Consider the following 18,789-nt stretch of genomic DNA (forward strand, 5'->3'; position numbering starts at 1 on the left):
TTCCTTTTTATAAAGAAGAGATTATCAAAAAGACTTCCTATCCAAATCAGTTTTCTGACGAAACGGACGGTTCGCTTGCGGTCTATTTCAAGTTTAGTCACGAATATGTTGGCAAATTTTGATTTTCTCCTACTCCATCATTTGTCAATGAACACTTACTTCGATGACTGAAGGCTCTACACCTTCATAATCAGAATCTATCAAAATAGATTCTTTTTTTTCAATTTCTGATACGATTAAGCTTTCGCCTTTATTCAGTTGATATGATTGACCTAACAATTCAACAACCACCTGTTTTAGCGCATAATAAATATACGTCACTCCAGCATTTATGTTAGCGTGCGTTCTATTATTTTTTATACTCATTTCTCCTTGTAACTTGTCAGAATAGATTAGATTAAAATCTTGGCATTTACCAAAACTTTTAGTTTTGTCACTGCCACTAAATGAATGAACTTCAAAAGGTTTTAATCTTACTTCACTAACACTCTCACCATTGTCATGATGTAATTCTAATGGGTTATCCAAAGACATAATCAAGCGATTGAATCCTGGTAAAGGAGTAAAATCACTTTCAGAAAGATTAACTACAGCTGTTGAGATTCGGTAGTCAAACTTCTTTAAAGCATAATCCCCATTTGGTGGGAAGAGAAACACTTCTGTTGTTTCTCCTCCACTCCAGTTTGAGGTTTTATAATCTATTTGTGAGATTATTGTAATTTTCATTTTTTAGAATAATCCTGTGATGTTTCCTTCAGAATCAATATCAATTCTTTCAGATGCAGGAGATTTTGGTAAACCTGGCATTGTCATAACAGCCCCTGTTAAAGCAACAATAAATCCAGCTCCAGCAGAAACTTTTAAGTTACGAATTGTAACAGTAAAGTCTTTTGGTGCTCCAACTAATGTTTGATCATCAGAGAATGAGTATTGTGTTTTAGCCATACAGATTGGCATATTACCAAAGCCTAATTCTTCTAATTTTTGTAATTGTTTACGAGCAGCAGGAACGATTTCTACTCCTTTACCACCATAAACTTTTTGAACGATTTTGTTTAATTTTTCTTCAATGCTATCTTCTAAATCATAAACAAATTTAAAGTCATTTGGACGTTCAGCTAATTCCATTACTTTTTCAGCTAAATCAGTTCCACCTGCTCCACCATTTGCCCAAACGTCAGAAAGAACAACATCTACGCCACGTTCTTTACACGCTTCTTCAACTGCTACAAGTTCTGCATCAGTATCTAATGGGAATTTGTTAATTGCTACAACAACTGGCATACCATAAACATCTTGAATATTTTGAATATGTTTATCTAAGTTAGTTAGTCCAGCAATAACAGCTTCAACGTTTTCTGGTTCTAATTCTTTTTTAGGAACGCCACCATGCATTTTTAACGCACGGATTGTTGCTACTAATACAACTGCATCAGGTTTTAAGTTACCTAAGCGACATTTAATATCAATAAATTTCTCAGCACCTAAGTCTGCTCCAAATCCAGCTTCAGTAATGGCATAATCTGCATATTTTAAAGCAAGTTTTGTTGCAATAACACTGTTACATCCATGAGCAATATTCGCAAATGGGCCACCATGAATAATAGCTGGTGTATGCTCTAATGTTTGAACTAAGTTTGGATGAATCGCGTCTTTTAGTAAAGCAGCTAAAGCTCCTTCTGCTTTTAAATCTCCAGCAGTTACTGGTTGACCATCAAATGTGTAACCAATAATCATACGTTTTAATTTTACTTTTAAATCATCTGGATCATTAGCTAAACAAAGAACAGCCATAATTTCAGATGCTACAGTAATATCATAACCATCTTCACGAGGTACACCGTTTACGCGACCTTGAAGACCATTTACAATATGACGTAATTGACGGTCATTCATATCCACTACACGTTTCCATGTAATGTTACGGCTATCAATTCCTAAAGCATTACCGTGATGGATATGGTTGTCAATTAACGCTGCAAGTAAGTTGTTAGCTGCTCCAATCGCATGGAAGTCACCTGTAAAATGTAAGTTAATATCTTCCATTGGAACTACTTGTGCGTGTCCTCCACCAGCGGCTCCACCTTTAACACCAAATACTGGTCCTAAAGAAGGTTCTCTTAAAGCAATCATTGCTTTCTTGCCTAACTTACTGAATCCATCAGCAAGTCCTACTGAAGTTGTTGTTTTCCCTTCTCCTGCTGGAGTTGGTGTAATGGCAGTTACAAGAATTAACTTACCATCTTCTTTATCTTTTAATGCTTCTAATTCATGAGCACTTAATTTAGCTTTATAATTTCCATATAAAGTCAGTTGGTCTTCCTCAATTCCTAAAGGTTTCACCACTTCTTTAATAGGTTTCATTTCAACTTGATTAGCAATTTCGATATCTGATAAATGTGACATAGGTAAACGTTCATCCTTTCTGTTTTAGAAAAAAATCTTTTTTATTAAACCACTTTCAAAATCTCTACATAAATCTCGTCTGCAAGCTCACTTCCCATTGCAAGAAGTTTTTCTCCTTCTTCACGGTGTTGAGCAACAAATTCTGCATCTTTAATACTTGATAAATTAATTAAAACATTCAACCAAGCTCCTTGAAGACCAGCTTTTAAGTTTAATGCTGCAACGCCTAAATCACTTGCTGCATTGGTATTTGATTTACCAATTGCTTTTTTCGTAATTTCTAAAGCATTAACCATTAATTTCATCATATAAAATGGTGACTCTGCAGCTCCTTGTAAAGCTGTTTGCATTGCAACTCTTCTTGCTGCTTTTTCATCATCTGTTTCTTTTGGCATATCAAAGACTGCTGAGACAGCATTAAATGCTTCTGTATCTTTGTCAATTGCTTCTAATAAATGTTTTTGTAATGCTTTTGATTCATCAAAAACTAATTTGATTTCATCTTCAAATTCAGCATATTTCTTTTTACCAATTGTTAATTCACAAACCATTTTAGTTAATGAAATTCCCATTGATGCTGCTAAAGCTGCCGCTGAACCACCACCTGGAGCTGGAGCATCTGATCCTAATACTTCTACAAAGTCTTTTACAGTTAAATCTACTAATTGCATAAGTTTATTCTCTCCTTATCCTAATAAATGGTTTTCTAATACTTGTTTACCGTAGTCAAAATCTTCTACTTGTAAGTAGTACTCAGCACAATCAATTAAAGCTTTAGCTGGTGTTAAACCAATGATTTCACTACCGATAATATTGACACCATAGCGTTTTGCTTCAAAACGAATTGTTTCAAATGTACGATATAAAGGTGTTCCTTCAAAGTTAACCATATTCATTGATACTTGAGCGATGTTTCTATCTTCTAACATAACGCCAATACCTTTAGCATATTTAAATCCACCACCTGAAGCGCGGATAATTTTAGCGATTTTATTCGCAATTGTAATATCATCTGTATCTAAGTTTACGTTAAAAGCAACTAGTGGCATTCTTGCTCCAACAGCAGTAATTCCAGCAGTTGGGTGAATTTTTCTTTCACCATAATCTGGTGCCCATTCTTCTTCTTGTAATTTTTCAGGCATACCTTCAAATTGTCCTTTACGAACTCTTGCTAAGTTTTTACGGCCTGGTACTGATGCTGAATCTTCATATAAGAAGATTGGTATATTTAATTCATCGTTGATTCGTTTAGCAACATTTTTAGAAATCTCTACACACTCTTCAACTGATGAGTCTTTTATAGGAATAAATGGAACAACGTCAGTTGCACCCATTCTAGGATGTTCTCCGTGATGTTTTGTCATATCAATATTTTCACTTGCGTATTTCACTAATTGGAAAGCAACTTCTTGGATTCCTTCTTCATCTCCTACTAAAGTAAATACACTACGGTTGTGACTTGCATCTGAAGAATGATCTAAAAGTGTTACGCCTCCTACGCTTTTAGCAACTGAAACTAATCCATTAATAACTGCTTCATTTTGACCTTCACTAAAATTTGGAACACATTCAATAATTTTTGCCATTGAGACAACATCCTTTCTATTTTACGTTCAATAGTAAATAGTTTTTTATTTACTAATTTAACTATACCTTATACTTGAATAAAATAAATAAATTTATTTCTTCATGTACCCCCTTGTTTCTGTTATCGTTGAACCTACCTAAAAAATATAACGCTTTCATTGACACCCAAAGAATAACACCCACTCTAATAGGTGTCAACCACTCAAAACCCTTAAATTACAAGGTTTTGACTCTAGATTTTTTATCAATTAAATTTAATTGTAAACGCTTTTTTAGGTTGTTTTTTTACTAATAAAAAAAAGATAACTTTTGAATAAAACTTTTTGACCCTTTTTTGACTCTTGGTTCTTTTACTTATATATAATACAGTAAGTTACCTACTATATTATTGCCTTTTCTTATTAAGCAATTATAGAAATCTATATCCAAGATATCTAATAATACGAAATATCCTTCTAGTCCACTAAAAAAATAATATTAATAAAAATCATCTATTTTATATATTTAGACACTATTCTAAACTTTTAGACGAGTTTTTGACGGAAGAAATAAGATAAATAAAAAATAAAATAACAACAATTAAATTAATTAATTTTTTCACTTAGTCCTTTACACTTATGATTTTCTTAATTTTCAGTTATTTAATATATAAAAGGAGTGTTCTATATGAAAACGTGTTTACTCATTGATTTTGGTAGTACTTACACTAAATTAACAGCTGTTGATTTAGATTCAGAAATTGTTTTAGGTACATCAAAAAGTAAAACAACTGTGACAACTAATATGATGGAAGGTTTCCATCAGGCTCAACAAGACTTACTACAAAGCTTAAAAAAAGAATCTGTCACCTGGGATTACCAACTCGCTTGCTCTTCAGCAAAAGGCGGCTTTAAGATGGTGGCAGTAGGCCTTTCAAAAACTTTAACCGCTGAAGCAGCTAAAAGAGTTGCTCTTGGAGCTGGTACTAGAATCCTAAAAGTTTTTAGCTACGGTTTAAAAGACAATGATATAGAAGAAATTAAACAATTAAATCCTGATATTATTTTAGTTAGTGGAGGAACCAATGGTGGAAATAAAATTGGTTTGATAAATGATATCTCTCAACTAGCTACTCTTGAGATGCCAATTCCTATCGTTGTGGCTGGAAATGAGGAGGCTTATGATGAAGTTGAAGGAATACTGAAACAAAGTTCACTTCCTTATTATTTAACAGAAAACGTCATGCCACAAATTAATGTCCTTAATCCTATTCCAACTAGGGAGATATTAAGACGCATTTTTATGGAGAAAATTGTTGAAGCTAAAGGTATGTCCCATGTAGAAAAAGAGATTGGTGATATTCTTATGCCCACTCCTACAGCCGTTTTACAAGCAGCTAATCTTCTAGCTACAGGTACAGACAAAAATAAAGGTATTGATGATTTAATTGTGGTGGATATTGGAGGTGCCACAACTGATTTGCATTCTGTGGGTGAAGGGAAACCAATAGATTCTACGATTCGAACTGAGGGTCTACAAGAACCATTTTTAAAACGAACGGTTGAAGGAGACTTAGGGATGCGTTACTCAGCTCTTAGTTTACTAGAGGCTGTTTCACCAGAACGTTTTTTAAACTTTGTTCCTGAATTAACTATTGGGGATGTCGCCCAAAAATGCACATTCCGTATGAACCACCCAGATATGGTGGCAATAAATGATGAGGATATTTTATTTGATGAAGTCATGGGAAAATTGGCCATTGAAACCTCGTTTAACAGACATGCTGGCAGTTATAGACGAGAACCTACACCAACTCGTGTTTTGTATTACCAATCAGGTAAAGATTTAGGGCAGTTCAAACATGTTGTTGCCACAGGAGGTATCTTAATTAATAGTACGAACCCTACTAGAATGCTTGAATCTTGTCTTAGAACAACAAATGATGCTTTCCTAAAACCAATAAGTCCAACTTTTTATTTAGATAAGACTTATATTTTATCAGCTATGGGATTATTAGCTGATATTTTCCCTGATACAGCATTAAGAATGTTAAAAAAATACTTAATTCCACTAAATTAATGAAAAACGAGGATTCTTATGAAAAGATATCCTCGTTTTTTTATTCAATTAATATTCTTTCATAACTCTTATTTAGTGAATGATAACTCGATAGGAATAAGAAACATAACAATACTATGAAAACTGTGGCTAACGAAATAAAATCTATTTGAAAACTATTAATATTTTCTGAATCCACTCCTATTTTAAGTGTTTCTATCACAGAATATTTAAAAATTTGGTTACTTAGGCCACAACCAATAAATAAAGTTAAAAATAAAAAGAGTTCCATTTGAATGATGCTTAATCCATTTAAATACCGAGTAGATTCTCCTAATAAATGTCTGATTTTGACTTGCTCTTGTTGAGAAAATAAAAACTGCTTGAAGCTTTTTTTTATATATAGAATAAGTAATAGAAATATAAGTAGCGAGAGTATCAACGCACCTATTTTAAAGACTAACATAGCCATGACAGGTGCCATTCCCATTTGAACAGCGATAAAATCTGTCTCTTTTTCTAAATCAGCTACCATACCTAAGTGAATGTGGTTAAAAAATAAGAATAAAAAATAGCAAAAAAAGCCAATGATTGACACTAAACTAGATAAAATAAAGGTTAAAAATATGCCTTTTGTTCGGATCAATTGTCGGAAACTATCTTGTATTAGATAATATGATTTTGTCATTCCTTCACTTCCTCATAAAACTTCGCTTATCAATATTATAACACTTGTTTGTTTTTTGTGTATACAAGCTGTATTTAGTCACAAATAAAAAACAATGAATCAAGACTAAGTCTTAATTCATTGTTTTTCTTATTTTCGACCGAATGTATCCCATGCTGGGAAACTAGTATTTTTGGATGTCTCATCAATTACTTTTTTCGTTTCATCCGTTTGATAAGCATCTACTACTTTTTGATAAACTTCATTGTTCTCGTCTTCTTTTCTCGAAACAATAATATTCACATATGGTTTTGAATTTTCATCCACTGGCTCTTGGAAGATAGAATCTTTCTTCGGATCAAAACCAGCATCTACTGCTACTCCACTGTTAATAACTGATAAATCAACATCTTGTAAAGCCCTTGCTGTTTGAGAAGCATCTAATTCAGTTATTTTTAACTCTTTTGCATTCTCTGTAATATCAGAAACTGTTGGCGTTAATCCAGCTTTTTCATCAATCTTAATTAAACCAGCTGTTTGTAACAATAACAACGCACGTCCGCCATTTGTCACATCATTTGGAATAGCAACTTCGCCACCCTTTTTAATGTCTTTTACATCTTTCAGTTTTTCTGAGAAAATTGCCATTGGTGCATTAACTGTATTTCCTATCGAAACTAAATCAGTGCCATGCTCTTCGTTGTAATTATCTAAGAAAAACTGATGTTGAAAGGCATTTAAATCAATTGAACCATCTGCTAAAGCACTGTTTGGTTGATTATAATCACTAAACTTCACATATTCTAATTTTATGCCTTCTTTTTTCAGACGACTTTGAACATCATCCCACACATCTGTGTCATCTCCAATAACACCTAGTTTAACTGTTTTATTTTCCGCTGCTTTATCCTTTGCTTCGCCCTTAGAACATCCTGCAACAATTCCTGTTAAAGCTAATAATAAAACGCTGTATTTAATAATTTTTTTCATGATAATTTCTCCTTTTTAATGACTAATTTTTTTGATAATAAGATTACTAACCCACTGACTAAAGAAGACAAGGGCTAAAATTAATAAAGTTGCAACCACTGTGACGTCTGTTTGGAAACGATTATAACCTCTTGTTACGGCTAAATTTCCTAATCCACCAGCACCAACTGCTCCTGCCATAGCAGTAAATCCAATGATATTTATCACCGTAACAGCTGATACTCGAACAATTCCTGGTAAGCCTTCTACTAAGTAAACTCTAAATAAAATGCCTATTGGAGAAGTTCCCATTGACTCTGCTGCTTCGATGACTCCTGGATCTACTTCTAGTAAAGCATTTTCAATTTGTCTAGCGTAGAAAGGTATTACACCAATAATTAAAGGAACTAAAGCCGCTTTTTCACCAATTGTTGTTCCTACTAAAAATCTTGTCAAAACACCCAACAGTGTTAACAAAATAATAAAAGGAATCGAACGAACGGTATTAATTACTTTATCTAATATGCCATAAACAATTGGATTACTTTTAAATCCTTTAGGCCCTATCACAATTAATATTAATCCTAACAAAATACCCAGTATTCCTGCTATAAGTGTTGTCCAAATAACCATGTAAATAGTTTGCAGCAAGGCTGTTAAAAACTCATCTGGAATTTGTGAGGCATTTGGTAACCAACTTTGAGCTAAATCTTTCATTAACCAACACTTCCTTTCTTAGTTGATACTTCTTCTAAGTGACTCGTTTTGATACGATTTACTTTAATATCTTTGGCTTTTAAATAGCTTAAAGCTTGTTCTCGTTGTGTTTTTATACCACTTAAGGTCACAACTAAATGTCCAATCGGTACATCTTGAATAATCTCGACATTTCCATATAAGATATTCGTTTTCACTTGATATTTACTGAATAGTTCAGCAATGATTGGTTCTGCTGTTTGATTCCCTAGATAAGAAAATTCGATTAGTTCTTCATTTTTTTCTAAATTAGAAAGTATTGGATGAGATAATATCGTTTCAAGTGCTCTGTCAATATGAGTGGCTGTTCGAATGAAATCTTTTGTTAATGTTTTTTCTGGCTGACTAAAAAGTGCTACTGTTGACTTTTCTTCAATCACTTGTCCGTTCTCCATCACAGCTACTCTATGACATATGTTTTTAACAACTTGCATTTCATGAGTAATTAAGACGATAGTTAATCCAAGTTTTTCATTTAACTCTCTTAATAGCTCTAAAATTTGACCTGTTGTTTTAGGATCCAAGGCACTTGTTGCTTCATCACACAATAAGATATCTGGGTCATTTACTAAGGCTCTTGCAATGGCTACTCTTTGTTTCTGTCCTCCTGATAATTGACTAGGATAAGCTTTTACCTTATCTTTTAAACCTACTAACTCAAGAAGCTCTATCACTTTCTTATGTTTCTCTTCTTTACTTAAGCCACTATACTTTAATGAGAAAGCAACATTATCATAAATGGTTCTTTGATTCATCAAGTTGAAATGTTGAAAAATCATACCTATTTTTTTTCTTTCTTCTCTTAGTTGCTTTGGATTTAATTCTGTTAGAGATGTTTCTTTAATCTTGACTGTCCCTTTTGTTGGCTCTTGAAGTAAATTTATCACTCTTACTAAAGTACTCTTACCAGCACCAGAATAACCAACAATTCCATAAATCTCACCTTGATTAATGGTTAATGAGACATTATCCACTGCTACTATTTCTTTTTTTCCTTGTTTAAAAATCACATTAATATTATCTAATTCAATCATTTTTCCTCACTCCTTTAATAATAAAAAAAACGCCCTCAAAAACACTGCTAAGCAATGCTTTTGAGGACGTTTTTAACGCGTTACCACCTCAGTTTTAGTTATACTCACATATAACTACTCTTCAAGTACTATCATACTCTAGCAAGATAACGGATGCTGCCGTTTTACTCTTATTCAGCTGAACTCGAATAAAAAATGCTCTTAAGCCATTTTCAAATCTGTCTTCACTACTTCTTTTCACCTACCGAAGCTCTCTTTTAAATGAATTCATGATTTTACTTACTTAATCATTGCATAAAAAAATATAATAAAAAAAGCCCTCTTACTAGCCTAATCTTTGGACTAATAAAGGACGAATAATCGTGGTACCACCTTTGTTTAGAAACATAATGTTTCCCTCTTCTGACTCTCCTAATAATCTAAGAGTTATCAGTGCTTATGATACCGGTTAAGCTGACCGTTAATCGCCTACCTATCGACGATAATCCTCCAAGACCATTTTTCAAAATAAATTGTACGACTTCTTTCACCAACCGAAATCTCTCTACGCTACTTTTTATTTTTACTTTTCTCTTCAACGGATATAACTTGTTGTATTGATTAATAATTTAACCGATTAAAATTAAAAAGTCAACCAATTTATCATATATTTTTTTTATTATCTGTTTTTTAGACTATTTTTACTCAACAGGGCTTTTTATTTGTGCCTTTTTTCATTTTTTAGTAGAATTTAAAACAACTTATGCATCAATAAGGAGTTGTAAAAATTGAAAAAAATTAAATTTGATCCAGTTGATTGGCATTATGATGAAAAACACGAATGGACTTGTCCAAGTCATCAATTTCAATCTCCTATAAATATTGTTAATAGTGATACTAAACCTATGAATGATGACGGTGAACTAATTCTACGCTACCGTAAGAAAATTGATACTGTTGTTAATACTGGCTATTGTCTCCAAGGTTATTTAAAAGGTGTCGCATCGATTAATAGCCGTAACTTTGATTTTCAACAATTTCATTTTCACTCTCATGGTGAACATACAATTGACGGCAAAAGTTTTCCTTTAGAACTTCATCTTGTCCATCAATCTGATAATGGTAAAATAGCTGTAATTGCTGTTCTATTTGAAATTGGAGCTGAAAATAAAACACTTGATGAATTACTCGATCATATGAATTTAACTGATTTTGATAATAGAATTAATCTACTTTCTTTAGTTCCTAAAAAATTAGATTATTATCACTATCTAGGCTCATTAACAACACCACCTTTAACTGAAAATGTTGAATGGTATGTGTTAATTGAACCAATGACTTTATCTCAAAAACAATTAAACAGACTTAGAACAATTCATAAAGATAACTACCGTGAAGTTCAAGAAATAAACGGTAGACAAGTATTGAAAAAAACATTTAATTAAAATCATTTGTATATAAAAAGATGCTGACCATATGGTTAGCATCTTTTTTATTAAGCATGAATTTTTTTATAGACCATTGGCTTTAATTTTTCTGAAACGATAAAAATTAAACCTATTTTTATTAGCGCTGTTGGAATAAATGGTAACACACAAGCCGTAAATGCCACCATCAAAGAACTAGATGTCACATAAGAAAAATAAAACATTCCTACCACATAATTAACAACTGCTCCCATTAATAACCATAGTAACACTTGAGATTTACTTTCTTTTTCACTACCAATTCCTGATAAATAAGCCATAAGTGGAAATGATAAAATAAAGCCTCCAGTTGGTCCAAAAAAGATACTAGCACCACCTGAAAATCCTGCAAATACAGGTATTCCTATTAGGCCTAATAAAATATAAATTAAAGCAACAAAAGTACCTTCTTTTTTTCCTAATAATACAGCTACTAACGGGATAATAAAGGTTTGTAAAGTCATAGGCACCCCATAAGGCATTGGAATACTTATTTGCGACAATATAATGGTTAAAGCTGTAAACAGCCCAATTCTACTTATTTGTTTTACTGTTAATTGATTCACTAAAAAAAACCCCCTTCTCTTTTTACAGTATAAAAAGAAAAGAGTTAATTGTCAACTTATTTTAAAATAAAGGTGACAATTAATTTAATACTATTCTTATTTCACCAGAATTAAAGATTTCTTCCTTTCCTGGTGTTCGTTCAATAATCAATTGTCCTGTGGCATCTATATCTTTAATAAAGGCTCTAAACTCAGTATTTCCTTGTTGTAGTAAGACTTCTTTATTTAATACTAAAGATTTTTCTTTGTATAATGCCATCATCTCTAACTCATCTTTTTCTAAATGCTCTGTTAATAATGACTGATACAAATTAGCTACTAGCTCATTTCTATTGAGTTCTATATCATTTCCCTCAAAAATACCGCCTGCCTTTATGGCAATTTCATCTGAGAACACACCAGATAAAAGATTTAGTCCTATACCTAAAACAATCCATTCCATTGTGCCACTTTCAAAATCCGTTACTGCTTCCGTTAAAATACCACATACTTTTTTATTTTGATAAAACAGATCATTAACCCACTTGATTTCAATTACCTTACCGGTTAATTCTTTCACTACTTCAGACACAACTACTGCAGCATATGAAGTGATTAATGTTGGATGAGTATAACTTAATTTCTCTGGTCTCAAAATAAGACTCATATAAATTCCTGAATCTTTTGGAGACTCGAAGCTCCGCCCGTATCTTCCTTTTCCTGCTGATTGCTCATTAGCTATTACTAATGTTCCATGACTAGCTCCTTCAATAGCTAACTCTTTGGCTTTTTTATTAGTTGAATCAATGGTGTCATAAAAGTAAATAGGAGCTTCTTGAAATCCCTTATTTAAAATACTTCTGATTCCCACTTCAGACATCTGATTACTGTCTTGAGCTAAGCTATATCCTTTATTAGTAACAGCATCTATGTCATAGCCTTCTTTTTCAAGTTGTTTAATACTCTTCCAAACTGTATTTCTCGATACATTTAAAACTTCTGCTATTTTTGCTCCTGAAATGTGAGTCCCTCTATTTTCTTCTAAAAAAGCTAACACTTTTTCTTTCGTTGTCATTTATTATTCCTCATTTCACCCTCAATAATTGTCATTATTATAACATGAACAAAAAAGAAGATGATTAAAAATCATCTCCTGTCTCTTTGATTTTATTATTTAGAATAATTTACTTCAAACCGTTTAGCAAAATAAGACAATGAATAACATATAATAAAATAGCAAAATGCCATGATGAAAAACATTGGCAATACAGTACTTGGGTATTGAGCATAAATAATTTTAGTATTGTGTGTCAGTTCTGGTAATGAAATAATAACAGCTAAAGATGTATCACGAATTAATGAAACAAATTGACTCACTAAAGGTGGTACCATTAGTTTTAATCCTTGTGGTAACACAATATAAAATATTGTTTGACCACGCGTTAGCCCAGTCGACATTCCAGCTTCCAATTGTCCTTTTGGTACAGCTAATAACCCACCACGAATAATTTCTGATAACATAGCTGATTCAAAAATAGTTAAAGCAATCACCGCTGACCAAAAAATATTAAACTGAATACCTATTTGTGGTAAAGCAAAATAGGTAAAGAAAATAATTAATAATAACGGTAAATTTCTTATAATATCTACCACTAAACCAACAACAAAAGAAATTATAGGTAATTTTAAATAACGTAACACCCCTAAAATACTTCCAATTAAAAAACTTAATATAATAGAAACAACTGCTACTTCAAGAGTAACTAAAAGACCATCAAAGATAAATCGCAAGTTGCTAAATGTAAAAGCTTGTTGAATTGCCATCTTAACTACTCCTTTCTACGCCTTAGCTAGTTTTACTTCTAAATATTTCATCAAGTACGATAAAGGTAACGTCAACATCAAATAAATCAACCCTACCAATGTATAAGTCCCAATCGTATTAAATGTTGCACTGGCAACCAAATCTCCTTGATACATTAAATCTGCTCCTGTTACCATCGCAAGAATAGAAGAATTTTTAACTAGATTAATAAATTGATTCCCTAAAGGAGGAATCACTATTTTAAAAGCTTGTGGTAAAACGATTAATCTCATAACTTGTGAATAAGTTAAACCAGATGCTAATCCTGCTTCTAACTGTCCCTTAGGAATTCCCTCAATTCCTGCTCGAACAGTATCTGCAATAAAGGCAGATGTATACAATGTTAAACCAATAGTCCCAGCTGTCAGTCCACCCATTTTAATACCATATAACGGCATGACAACAAATAAAAACATCACAACAATTAACAACGGTAAATTTCTAAATAAATTAACATAAATGTTACCTAAACGTTTTAACCACTTAGTTTTTGATACTTGAAAAATAGCCATAAAAGTTCCAATTAAAAGACTAAAAATTAAAGCTGTAAAACTGGCAATTAAAGTGATTTGTAAGCCTGATAAGATATCACTATGATAGTTCTCCCAAATACTTATCATTTACTAATCCTCCCCTACTTTGGTTCCTCATTAAACCATTTTTTATAAATATCTGAATAAATTCCTTTAGATTTTAAAGTTTTGATTCCTTCATTAATTGCCTGCTGAAAATCCTGTTGTTCTTTATTCAAAGCAATGCCATAAGGTTCATCTGTGAACTTATCCCCTGCTAACACATAGTTTGGATTTTCAGAAGCCATTCCTAAAAGGATACTATTATCAGTAGTCATAGCATCCCCCTGTCCTGATTGAAGGGCTGTAAAAGCTTCTGCATAATTCTCTAGCTCTAAGACTTTTGCTTCTGGAGCATGCTGTCTGATATTTTCAGCTGACGTTGATCCTTTAACAGCTAGAACCGTCGTTTTATTAGTTAGATCTTCAATACTTTTGATTTCACTTTTTTTATTTACAAGTAAGGATTGACCCGCATCAAAATAAACATCTGAAAAATCAACTTGTTTTTTTCTCTCTTCACTAATGGTCATGGTTGCAATAATCGCATCAATATTACCGTTCTTTAAAAGAGGTATCCTTGTTTTTGAAGTCACTTCAACAAATTCTGCTTTTCCGTCCTCACCTAAAATTTCTTTAGTTAAAGCTTTAGCAATATCAATATCAAACCCCTCAACTTCTCGATTTTCAATATTCATTAAACCAAAAAGCTTAGTATCGTATTTTACTCCCCAAACAATTTTATTGGCAGTATTTACTTTATCTAACGTATTTTGACTAGCTAAGTCATTTGACTGACAACCTGTTAAGAAAAGGATACTTAATAAAAATAAAACAAGGTATCTTTTTTTGAAAATTTTGTTTCTCATGTTAATCTCCCCATTCTATTGATTAATAATTTTACTCAAGAATTGTTTCGCTCTTTCATCTTGGGGATTATCGAAAAAGCTTTCAGATTCACGATCTTCTAAAATTTGACCATCTGCCATAAATACCACTCGATCAGCTACTTCTCTTGCAAATCCCATTTCATGAGTCACAACAATCATGGTCATACCCGATTCTTTGGCTAATGACTTCATAACGTCTAATACTTCACCAACCATTTCTGGATCAAGAGCCGAAGTTGGTTCGTCAAATAACATTACATCTGGTTCCATAGCCAAACTTCTAGCAATAGCTATTCGTTGTTGTTGACCGCCTGATAATTGAGAAGGGTATTCATCTTTTTTATGCAGCATACCAACTTTATCTAGTAGTTGTTCTGCTTTTTTTACAGCACTTTCCTTATCTTCTTTTAAAACTTTTACTGGTGCTAAAATAACATTCTCTAAAACAGTCATATTAGGATACAGATTGAAATGTTGGAATACCATCCCTAAGTTTTTTCTAACCTCATTTAGATTAGTGTTTTTATCATGAATGTTCACTCCATCCACAAATAAATCCCCCGTTGTTATCTCTTCTAAAGCATTTATACAGCGTAACATAGTACTCTTTCCTGATCCTGAAGGGCCAATAGCAACTACTACTTCTCCTTTTTTTATGGTTAAATTAATATTCTTTAAGGCATGAAATGAGCCATAATACTTATCCACATTTTTAAATGTAATCATACATTTCTCCTCCTTCTAAAAATGATAAAACGATTAAAATTATAATTTTCTTATCATAATTTTTATATTATAGCTGTTTTTTTATCATTTTGTAAAGAATAGTGCCATGAATAAGTGAAATTTTCATGAAATATTAACTGTATTCACAGAAAAAACGATTACTTTTTTCATCATATTAATTAAAATAAAAAAGAACCTAGAAGAGATATTCAGAATCTCTTCTAGGTTCTTTAATTTAACTCACATAAGCTAATTCAAAACGTTTGGCATAAAGTGATAAACCATAACAGATAATAAAATAACAAAATGCCATAATGAAAAACATCGGCAATACTGTATTAGGATGTTGTGCATAAATAATTTTAGTATTATGTGTTAACTCAGGTAACGAAATAATAACGGCTAATGAGGTATCCCTAATTAATGAAACAAATTGACTAACTAAAGGAGGTACCATCAACTTCAATCCCTGAGGTAAAATAATATAATAGACTGTTTGAATTGTTGTTAGACCTGTTGATATTCCCGCTTCTAATTGTCCCTTTGGAACTGCTAACAAACCACCCCTGACAATTTCTGAAATAAGGGCTGATTCAAAGAATGTTAAGGCTACAACTGCTGACCAAAAAATACTAAATTGAATGCCTATTTGTGGTAAAGCAAAATAGGTAAAGAAAATGATTAACAATAAAGGTAAATTTCTGATTATATCAATAATCAGACCGATAACCATTGATAAAATGGGTATTTTTAAATAACGAATCGTTCCAAGAATACTTCCAATTAAAAAACTTAAAATAATAGAAACGACTGCTACTTCCAAAGTGACCAACAAACCATCAAAAATAAATCTTAAATTCGCCCACGTAAATGCTTGCGCCATTAAAAATAACTCCTTTCCTAAGCTTTGATAAGCCTATTTTCTAAATACTTCATCAAATAAGATAAAGGTAACGTAAGAAGTAAATAGATTAAACCAATTAAGGTGTATGTTCCAATCGTATTAAATGTGGAACTTGAAATTAAATCCGCTTGATACATTAAATCCGCTCCTGTTACCATAGCTAAAACAGATGAATTTTTAACTAAATTAATAAATTGATTCCCTAGTGGAGGAATCACTATTTTAAAGGCTTGTGGTAAAATAATTAGCCACATCACTTGAAGATAACTTAATCCTGTTGAAATACCTGCCTCCATTTGACCTTTTGGAATTCCTTGAATCCCCGCACGAACTGTATCCGCAATAAAAGCTGATGTGTACAAAGTTAGACCTATTGTTCCAGCTTGTATCCCGTCTAATTGAAATCCGTACAAAGGCATCACAACAAAAAAGAACATAACAACAATTAAAAGTGGTAAATTTCTAAATAAATTGACATAAATATTGCCAATACTACTAATCCACTTGGTTTTAGATACTTGTAAAATAGCCATAACAGTTCCTATTAATAAACTAAATAGTAAAGCAGTTATACTAGCAATTAGGGTTATTTTTAACCCCATTAAAATATCTGATTGATAACTTTGCCAAATACTTAACATTTTCTCTCTCCCAACTAAAGTGAGGTTTTTCCAAACCATTTTTCATAAATTTCATCGTATGTACCATTTTTACGTAATTCATTTAATGCTTTGTCTAATTCTACTAAAAATCTCTCTTGATTTTTATCTACTGCAATACCATATGGTTCTTCAGTAAACCTATCTCCAACTAATTCATAATCTGGATTCTCTGAAGCAATACCATAAAGAATACTATTATCAGTCGTCATCGCATCTCCTTGACCTGATTTTAATGCTGTAAAAGTTTCCGCATAGTTTTCTAATTCCAAAATATTAGCCTTTGGCGCATGCTCTCGAATATTGATAGCTGAAGTTGATCCTTTGACAGCTAATACTGTTTTACCGTTTAAATCTTCTATACCAGTTATGTCACTACCTTTTTTAACTAGTAAAGATTGACCCGCATCAAAATACGTTTGCGTGAAATCAACTTGTTCTTTTCTTTCTTCTGTAATAGTCATTGTTGCGATAATACCATCTACATTCCCATTCTTTAATAGTGGTATCCTGGTTTTGGGAACAACTTCGACAAATTCAGCTTGTCCATTTTCACCTAAAATCTCTTTTGTTAATGCTTCAGCTATATCAATATCAAAACCAACTACTTCACGAGTTTCAATATCCATCAATCCGAAAAGCTTAGTATCATATCTTACTCCCCAGACTATTTTTTCTTGTTTTTCAACACGCTCAAGTGTGTCTTGATTGGATAATTTACTTGTACCACAGCCTGTCAAAATAAATAATCCGATACATATTGCTATAAACAATGACTTTCTATTAGCGATTCCTTTCATCAACTTGCTCTCCTCATAGTTTTATTGATTAATAATTTTACTTAAAAATAATTTAGCTCGTTCATCTTGAGGATTTTCAAAGAAAGCTTCCGATTCTCGGTCTTCAAGAATTTCACCATCTGCCATAAAAATAACTCGATCTGCTACTTCCCTAGCAAATCCCATTTCATGGGTAACAACTACCATCGTCATCCCCGATTCCTTAGCAAGATATTTCATAACATCTAACACTTCGCCCACCATCTCTGGATCAAGGGCTGAAGTCGGTTCATCAAATAACATCACATCTGGTTTCATGGCTAAACTTCTTGCAATCGCAACTCGTTGTTGTTGCCCTCCAGAAAGTTGTCCTGGATATTCATCTTTTTTACTTATCATACCTACTCTATCTAACAGTTTTTCAGCATATTGATTGGCTGTCTCTTTATCTTGTTTTAATACTTTAAGCGGCGCCAACGTCACATTTTCTAATACAGTCATATTTGGATACAAATTAAAATGTTGAAAAACCATTCCTAGATTTTTTCTAACATCTGTTAAATTAGTTTCTTTATCATGAATATTTGTTTCTCCAACAAATAAATCACCAGTAGTAATTTCCTCAATAGCATTAATACATCTTAACATCGTACTTTTTCCTGATCCAGATGGACCAATTACAACCACTACTTCACCTTTTTCAATTGTTAGATTTATTTTTTTTAACGCGTGGAACGTGCCATAGTACTTATCTACATTGTTAAACTTTATCATTACGTCTACTCCTTCATTAAACTACAATCAATTTTATTTACTTCATGCCACTAAAAGAAACCCTTTTCATTTTTAACGAAAAAAATAATGCAATCAATAAATTAAATCAATTATATATGACACATCATATATAATCAATAACACGTATCATTTAATACTATAAAACGTACTAATA

Annotated in this window: 20 protein-coding genes and 2 other annotated features; of the genes, 2 read left to right on the forward strand and 18 right to left on the reverse strand. The window is 32.2% G+C overall.

Features of this window, described 5'->3' with window-relative positions; translation table 11 throughout:
• Positions 1 to 144: 144 nt before the first annotated feature.
• Genes ACODH8_RS04675 through ftcD form a run of 4 tightly spaced genes read right to left on the reverse strand, consistent with a single transcriptional unit; the run spans position 145 to position 3,992 of the window.
• Positions 145 to 726, reverse strand: a complete 582-nt coding sequence (locus tag ACODH8_RS04675; protein WP_332464613.1) for a HutD family protein — start codon at positions 724 to 726, stop codon at positions 145 to 147.
• Between the two features lie 3 nt (positions 727 to 729).
• Entirely contained in the window at positions 730 to 2,406 is a 1,677-nt protein-coding gene (locus ACODH8_RS04680) for a formate--tetrahydrofolate ligase (protein ID WP_332464612.1), read from the reverse strand.
• A 44-nt stretch (positions 2,407 to 2,450) separates the two neighbouring features.
• Positions 2,451 to 3,077 (reverse strand): cyclodeaminase/cyclohydrolase family protein, encoded by a 627-nt coding sequence (locus tag ACODH8_RS04685; protein ID WP_332464611.1) that lies wholly within the window; start codon positions 3,075 to 3,077, stop codon positions 2,451 to 2,453.
• A 15-nt stretch (positions 3,078 to 3,092) separates the two neighbouring features.
• Entirely contained in the window at positions 3,093 to 3,992 is a 900-nt protein-coding gene (ftcD, locus tag ACODH8_RS04690; RefSeq protein WP_332464610.1) for a glutamate formimidoyltransferase, read from the reverse strand.
• Between the two features lie 667 nt (positions 3,993 to 4,659).
• Here ftcD and glmL point away from each other — a divergent pair.
• Positions 4,660 to 6,051: a methylaspartate mutase accessory protein GlmL gene (gene glmL, locus ACODH8_RS04695; RefSeq protein WP_332464609.1), complete on the forward strand. Its 1,392-nt coding sequence runs from the start codon at positions 4,660 to 4,662 to the stop codon at positions 6,049 to 6,051.
• Between the two features lie 40 nt (positions 6,052 to 6,091).
• On the opposite strand, the gene ACODH8_RS04700 is transcribed toward glmL, so the two are convergent.
• From ACODH8_RS04700 to ACODH8_RS04715, 4 genes are all read right to left on the reverse strand, one after another.
• A complete protein-coding gene (locus ACODH8_RS04700) occupies positions 6,092 to 6,718 on the reverse strand; it encodes an FtsX-like permease family protein (protein ID WP_332464608.1) in 627 nt (208 codons plus the stop codon).
• A gap of 129 nt (positions 6,719 to 6,847) precedes the next feature.
• Entirely contained in the window at positions 6,848 to 7,687 is an 840-nt protein-coding gene (locus ACODH8_RS04705) for a MetQ/NlpA family ABC transporter substrate-binding protein (protein ID WP_332464607.1), read from the reverse strand.
• 15 nt (positions 7,688 to 7,702) lie between these two features.
• The gene (locus ACODH8_RS04710) at positions 7,703 to 8,383 is read right to left on the reverse strand and encodes a methionine ABC transporter permease (protein ID WP_332464606.1); all 681 of its coding nucleotides are present in this window, start codon (positions 8,381 to 8,383) and stop codon (positions 7,703 to 7,705) included.
• The gene (locus ACODH8_RS04715) at positions 8,383 to 9,456 is read right to left on the reverse strand and encodes a methionine ABC transporter ATP-binding protein (RefSeq protein WP_332464605.1); all 1,074 of its coding nucleotides are present in this window, start codon (positions 9,454 to 9,456) and stop codon (positions 8,383 to 8,385) included. The genes ACODH8_RS04710 and ACODH8_RS04715 overlap by 1 nt, the downstream gene beginning before the upstream one ends.
• 59 nt (positions 9,457 to 9,515) lie before the next feature.
• Positions 9,516 to 9,756, reverse strand: a binding site (T-box leader).
• A 45-nt stretch (positions 9,757 to 9,801) separates the two neighbouring features.
• Positions 9,802 to 10,043, reverse strand: a binding site (T-box leader).
• A 180-nt stretch (positions 10,044 to 10,223) separates the two neighbouring features.
• Here ACODH8_RS04715 and ACODH8_RS04720 point away from each other — a divergent pair.
• Positions 10,224 to 10,880 (forward strand): carbonic anhydrase family protein, encoded by a 657-nt coding sequence (locus ACODH8_RS04720; RefSeq protein WP_332464604.1) that lies wholly within the window; start codon positions 10,224 to 10,226, stop codon positions 10,878 to 10,880.
• A gap of 50 nt (positions 10,881 to 10,930) precedes the next feature.
• On the opposite strand, the gene ACODH8_RS04725 is transcribed toward ACODH8_RS04720, so the two are convergent.
• From ACODH8_RS04725 to ACODH8_RS04770, 10 genes are all read right to left on the reverse strand, one after another.
• Positions 10,931 to 11,467: a biotin transporter BioY gene (locus ACODH8_RS04725; RefSeq protein ID WP_332464603.1), complete on the reverse strand. Its 537-nt coding sequence runs from the start codon at positions 11,465 to 11,467 to the stop codon at positions 10,931 to 10,933.
• A 79-nt stretch (positions 11,468 to 11,546) separates the two neighbouring features.
• A complete protein-coding gene (locus ACODH8_RS04730; RefSeq protein WP_332464602.1) occupies positions 11,547 to 12,521 on the reverse strand; it encodes a biotin--[acetyl-CoA-carboxylase] ligase in 975 nt (324 codons plus the stop codon).
• Between the two features lie 95 nt (positions 12,522 to 12,616).
• Positions 12,617 to 13,270, reverse strand: a complete 654-nt coding sequence (locus ACODH8_RS04735; protein WP_332464601.1) for an amino acid ABC transporter permease — start codon at positions 13,268 to 13,270, stop codon at positions 12,617 to 12,619.
• Positions 13,271 to 13,285: 15 nt separating this feature from the next.
• Entirely contained in the window at positions 13,286 to 13,930 is a 645-nt protein-coding gene (locus tag ACODH8_RS04740; protein ID WP_332464600.1) for an amino acid ABC transporter permease, read from the reverse strand.
• A gap of 14 nt (positions 13,931 to 13,944) precedes the next feature.
• Positions 13,945 to 14,751 carry a transporter substrate-binding domain-containing protein gene (locus ACODH8_RS04745; protein WP_332464599.1) on the reverse strand — a complete coding sequence of 269 codons (807 nt, stop codon included), beginning with the start codon at positions 14,749 to 14,751 and terminating at the stop codon, positions 13,945 to 13,947.
• Positions 14,752 to 14,766: 15 nt separating this feature from the next.
• The gene (locus tag ACODH8_RS04750) at positions 14,767 to 15,498 is read right to left on the reverse strand and encodes an amino acid ABC transporter ATP-binding protein (protein WP_332464598.1); all 732 of its coding nucleotides are present in this window, start codon (positions 15,496 to 15,498) and stop codon (positions 14,767 to 14,769) included.
• Positions 15,499 to 15,733: 235 nt separating this feature from the next.
• Positions 15,734 to 16,381 carry an amino acid ABC transporter permease gene (locus ACODH8_RS04755; protein ID WP_332464597.1) on the reverse strand — a complete coding sequence of 216 codons (648 nt, stop codon included), beginning with the start codon at positions 16,379 to 16,381 and terminating at the stop codon, positions 15,734 to 15,736.
• Positions 16,382 to 16,398: 17 nt separating this feature from the next.
• On the reverse strand, positions 16,399 to 17,043 hold the full coding sequence (locus ACODH8_RS04760) for an amino acid ABC transporter permease (RefSeq protein WP_332464596.1): 645 nt from the start codon (positions 17,041 to 17,043) through the stop codon (positions 16,399 to 16,401).
• Between the two features lie 14 nt (positions 17,044 to 17,057).
• Positions 17,058 to 17,861, reverse strand: coding sequence for a transporter substrate-binding domain-containing protein (locus ACODH8_RS04765; protein ID WP_332464595.1), 804 nt, complete (start codon positions 17,859 to 17,861; stop codon positions 17,058 to 17,060).
• Between the two features lie 21 nt (positions 17,862 to 17,882).
• The gene (locus ACODH8_RS04770; RefSeq protein WP_332464594.1) at positions 17,883 to 18,614 is read right to left on the reverse strand and encodes an amino acid ABC transporter ATP-binding protein; all 732 of its coding nucleotides are present in this window, start codon (positions 18,612 to 18,614) and stop codon (positions 17,883 to 17,885) included.
• Between the last annotated feature and the right edge of the window lie 175 nt (positions 18,615 to 18,789).

This window comes from Vagococcus fluvialis (assembly GCF_048815235.1).
In the GTDB taxonomy this organism is placed as follows: domain Bacteria; phylum Bacillota; class Bacilli; order Lactobacillales; family Vagococcaceae; genus Vagococcus.

Coding starts and splice junctions, on each gene's coding strand:
- ACODH8_RS04675 (WP_332464613.1), bottom strand. CDS start 726: ATGAAAATTACAATAATCTCACAAATAGATTATAAAACCTCAAACTGG.
- ACODH8_RS04680 (WP_332464612.1), bottom strand. CDS start 2,406: ATGTCACATTTATCAGATATCGAAATTGCTAATCAAGTTGAAATGAAA.
- ACODH8_RS04685 (WP_332464611.1), bottom strand. CDS start 3,077: ATGCAATTAGTAGATTTAACTGTAAAAGACTTTGTAGAAGTATTAGGA.
- ftcD (WP_332464610.1), bottom strand. CDS start 3,992: ATGGCAAAAATTATTGAATGTGTTCCAAATTTTAGTGAAGGTCAAAAT.
- glmL (WP_332464609.1), top strand. CDS start 4,660: ATGAAAACGTGTTTACTCATTGATTTTGGTAGTACTTACACTAAATTA.
- ACODH8_RS04700 (WP_332464608.1), bottom strand. CDS start 6,718: ATGACAAAATCATATTATCTAATACAAGATAGTTTCCGACAATTGATC.
- ACODH8_RS04705 (WP_332464607.1), bottom strand. CDS start 7,687: ATGAAAAAAATTATTAAATACAGCGTTTTATTATTAGCTTTAACAGGA.
- ACODH8_RS04710 (WP_332464606.1), bottom strand. CDS start 8,383: ATGAAAGATTTAGCTCAAAGTTGGTTACCAAATGCCTCACAAATTCCA.
- ACODH8_RS04715 (WP_332464605.1), bottom strand. CDS start 9,456: ATGATTGAATTAGATAATATTAATGTGATTTTTAAACAAGGAAAAAAA.
- ACODH8_RS04730 (WP_332464602.1), bottom strand. CDS start 12,521: ATGACAACGAAAGAAAAAGTGTTAGCTTTTTTAGAAGAAAATAGAGGG.
- ACODH8_RS04735 (WP_332464601.1), bottom strand. CDS start 13,270: ATGGCAATTCAACAAGCTTTTACATTTAGCAACTTGCGATTTATCTTT.
- ACODH8_RS04740 (WP_332464600.1), bottom strand. CDS start 13,930: ATGATAAGTATTTGGGAGAACTATCATAGTGATATCTTATCAGGCTTA.
- ACODH8_RS04745 (WP_332464599.1), bottom strand. CDS start 14,751: ATGAGAAACAAAATTTTCAAAAAAAGATACCTTGTTTTATTTTTATTA.
- ACODH8_RS04750 (WP_332464598.1), bottom strand. CDS start 15,498: ATGATTACATTTAAAAATGTGGATAAGTATTATGGCTCATTTCATGCC.
- ACODH8_RS04755 (WP_332464597.1), bottom strand. CDS start 16,381: ATGGCGCAAGCATTTACGTGGGCGAATTTAAGATTTATTTTTGATGGT.
- ACODH8_RS04760 (WP_332464596.1), bottom strand. CDS start 17,043: ATGTTAAGTATTTGGCAAAGTTATCAATCAGATATTTTAATGGGGTTA.
- ACODH8_RS04765 (WP_332464595.1), bottom strand. CDS start 17,861: ATGAAAGGAATCGCTAATAGAAAGTCATTGTTTATAGCAATATGTATC.
- ACODH8_RS04770 (WP_332464594.1), bottom strand. CDS start 18,614: ATGATAAAGTTTAACAATGTAGATAAGTACTATGGCACGTTCCACGCG.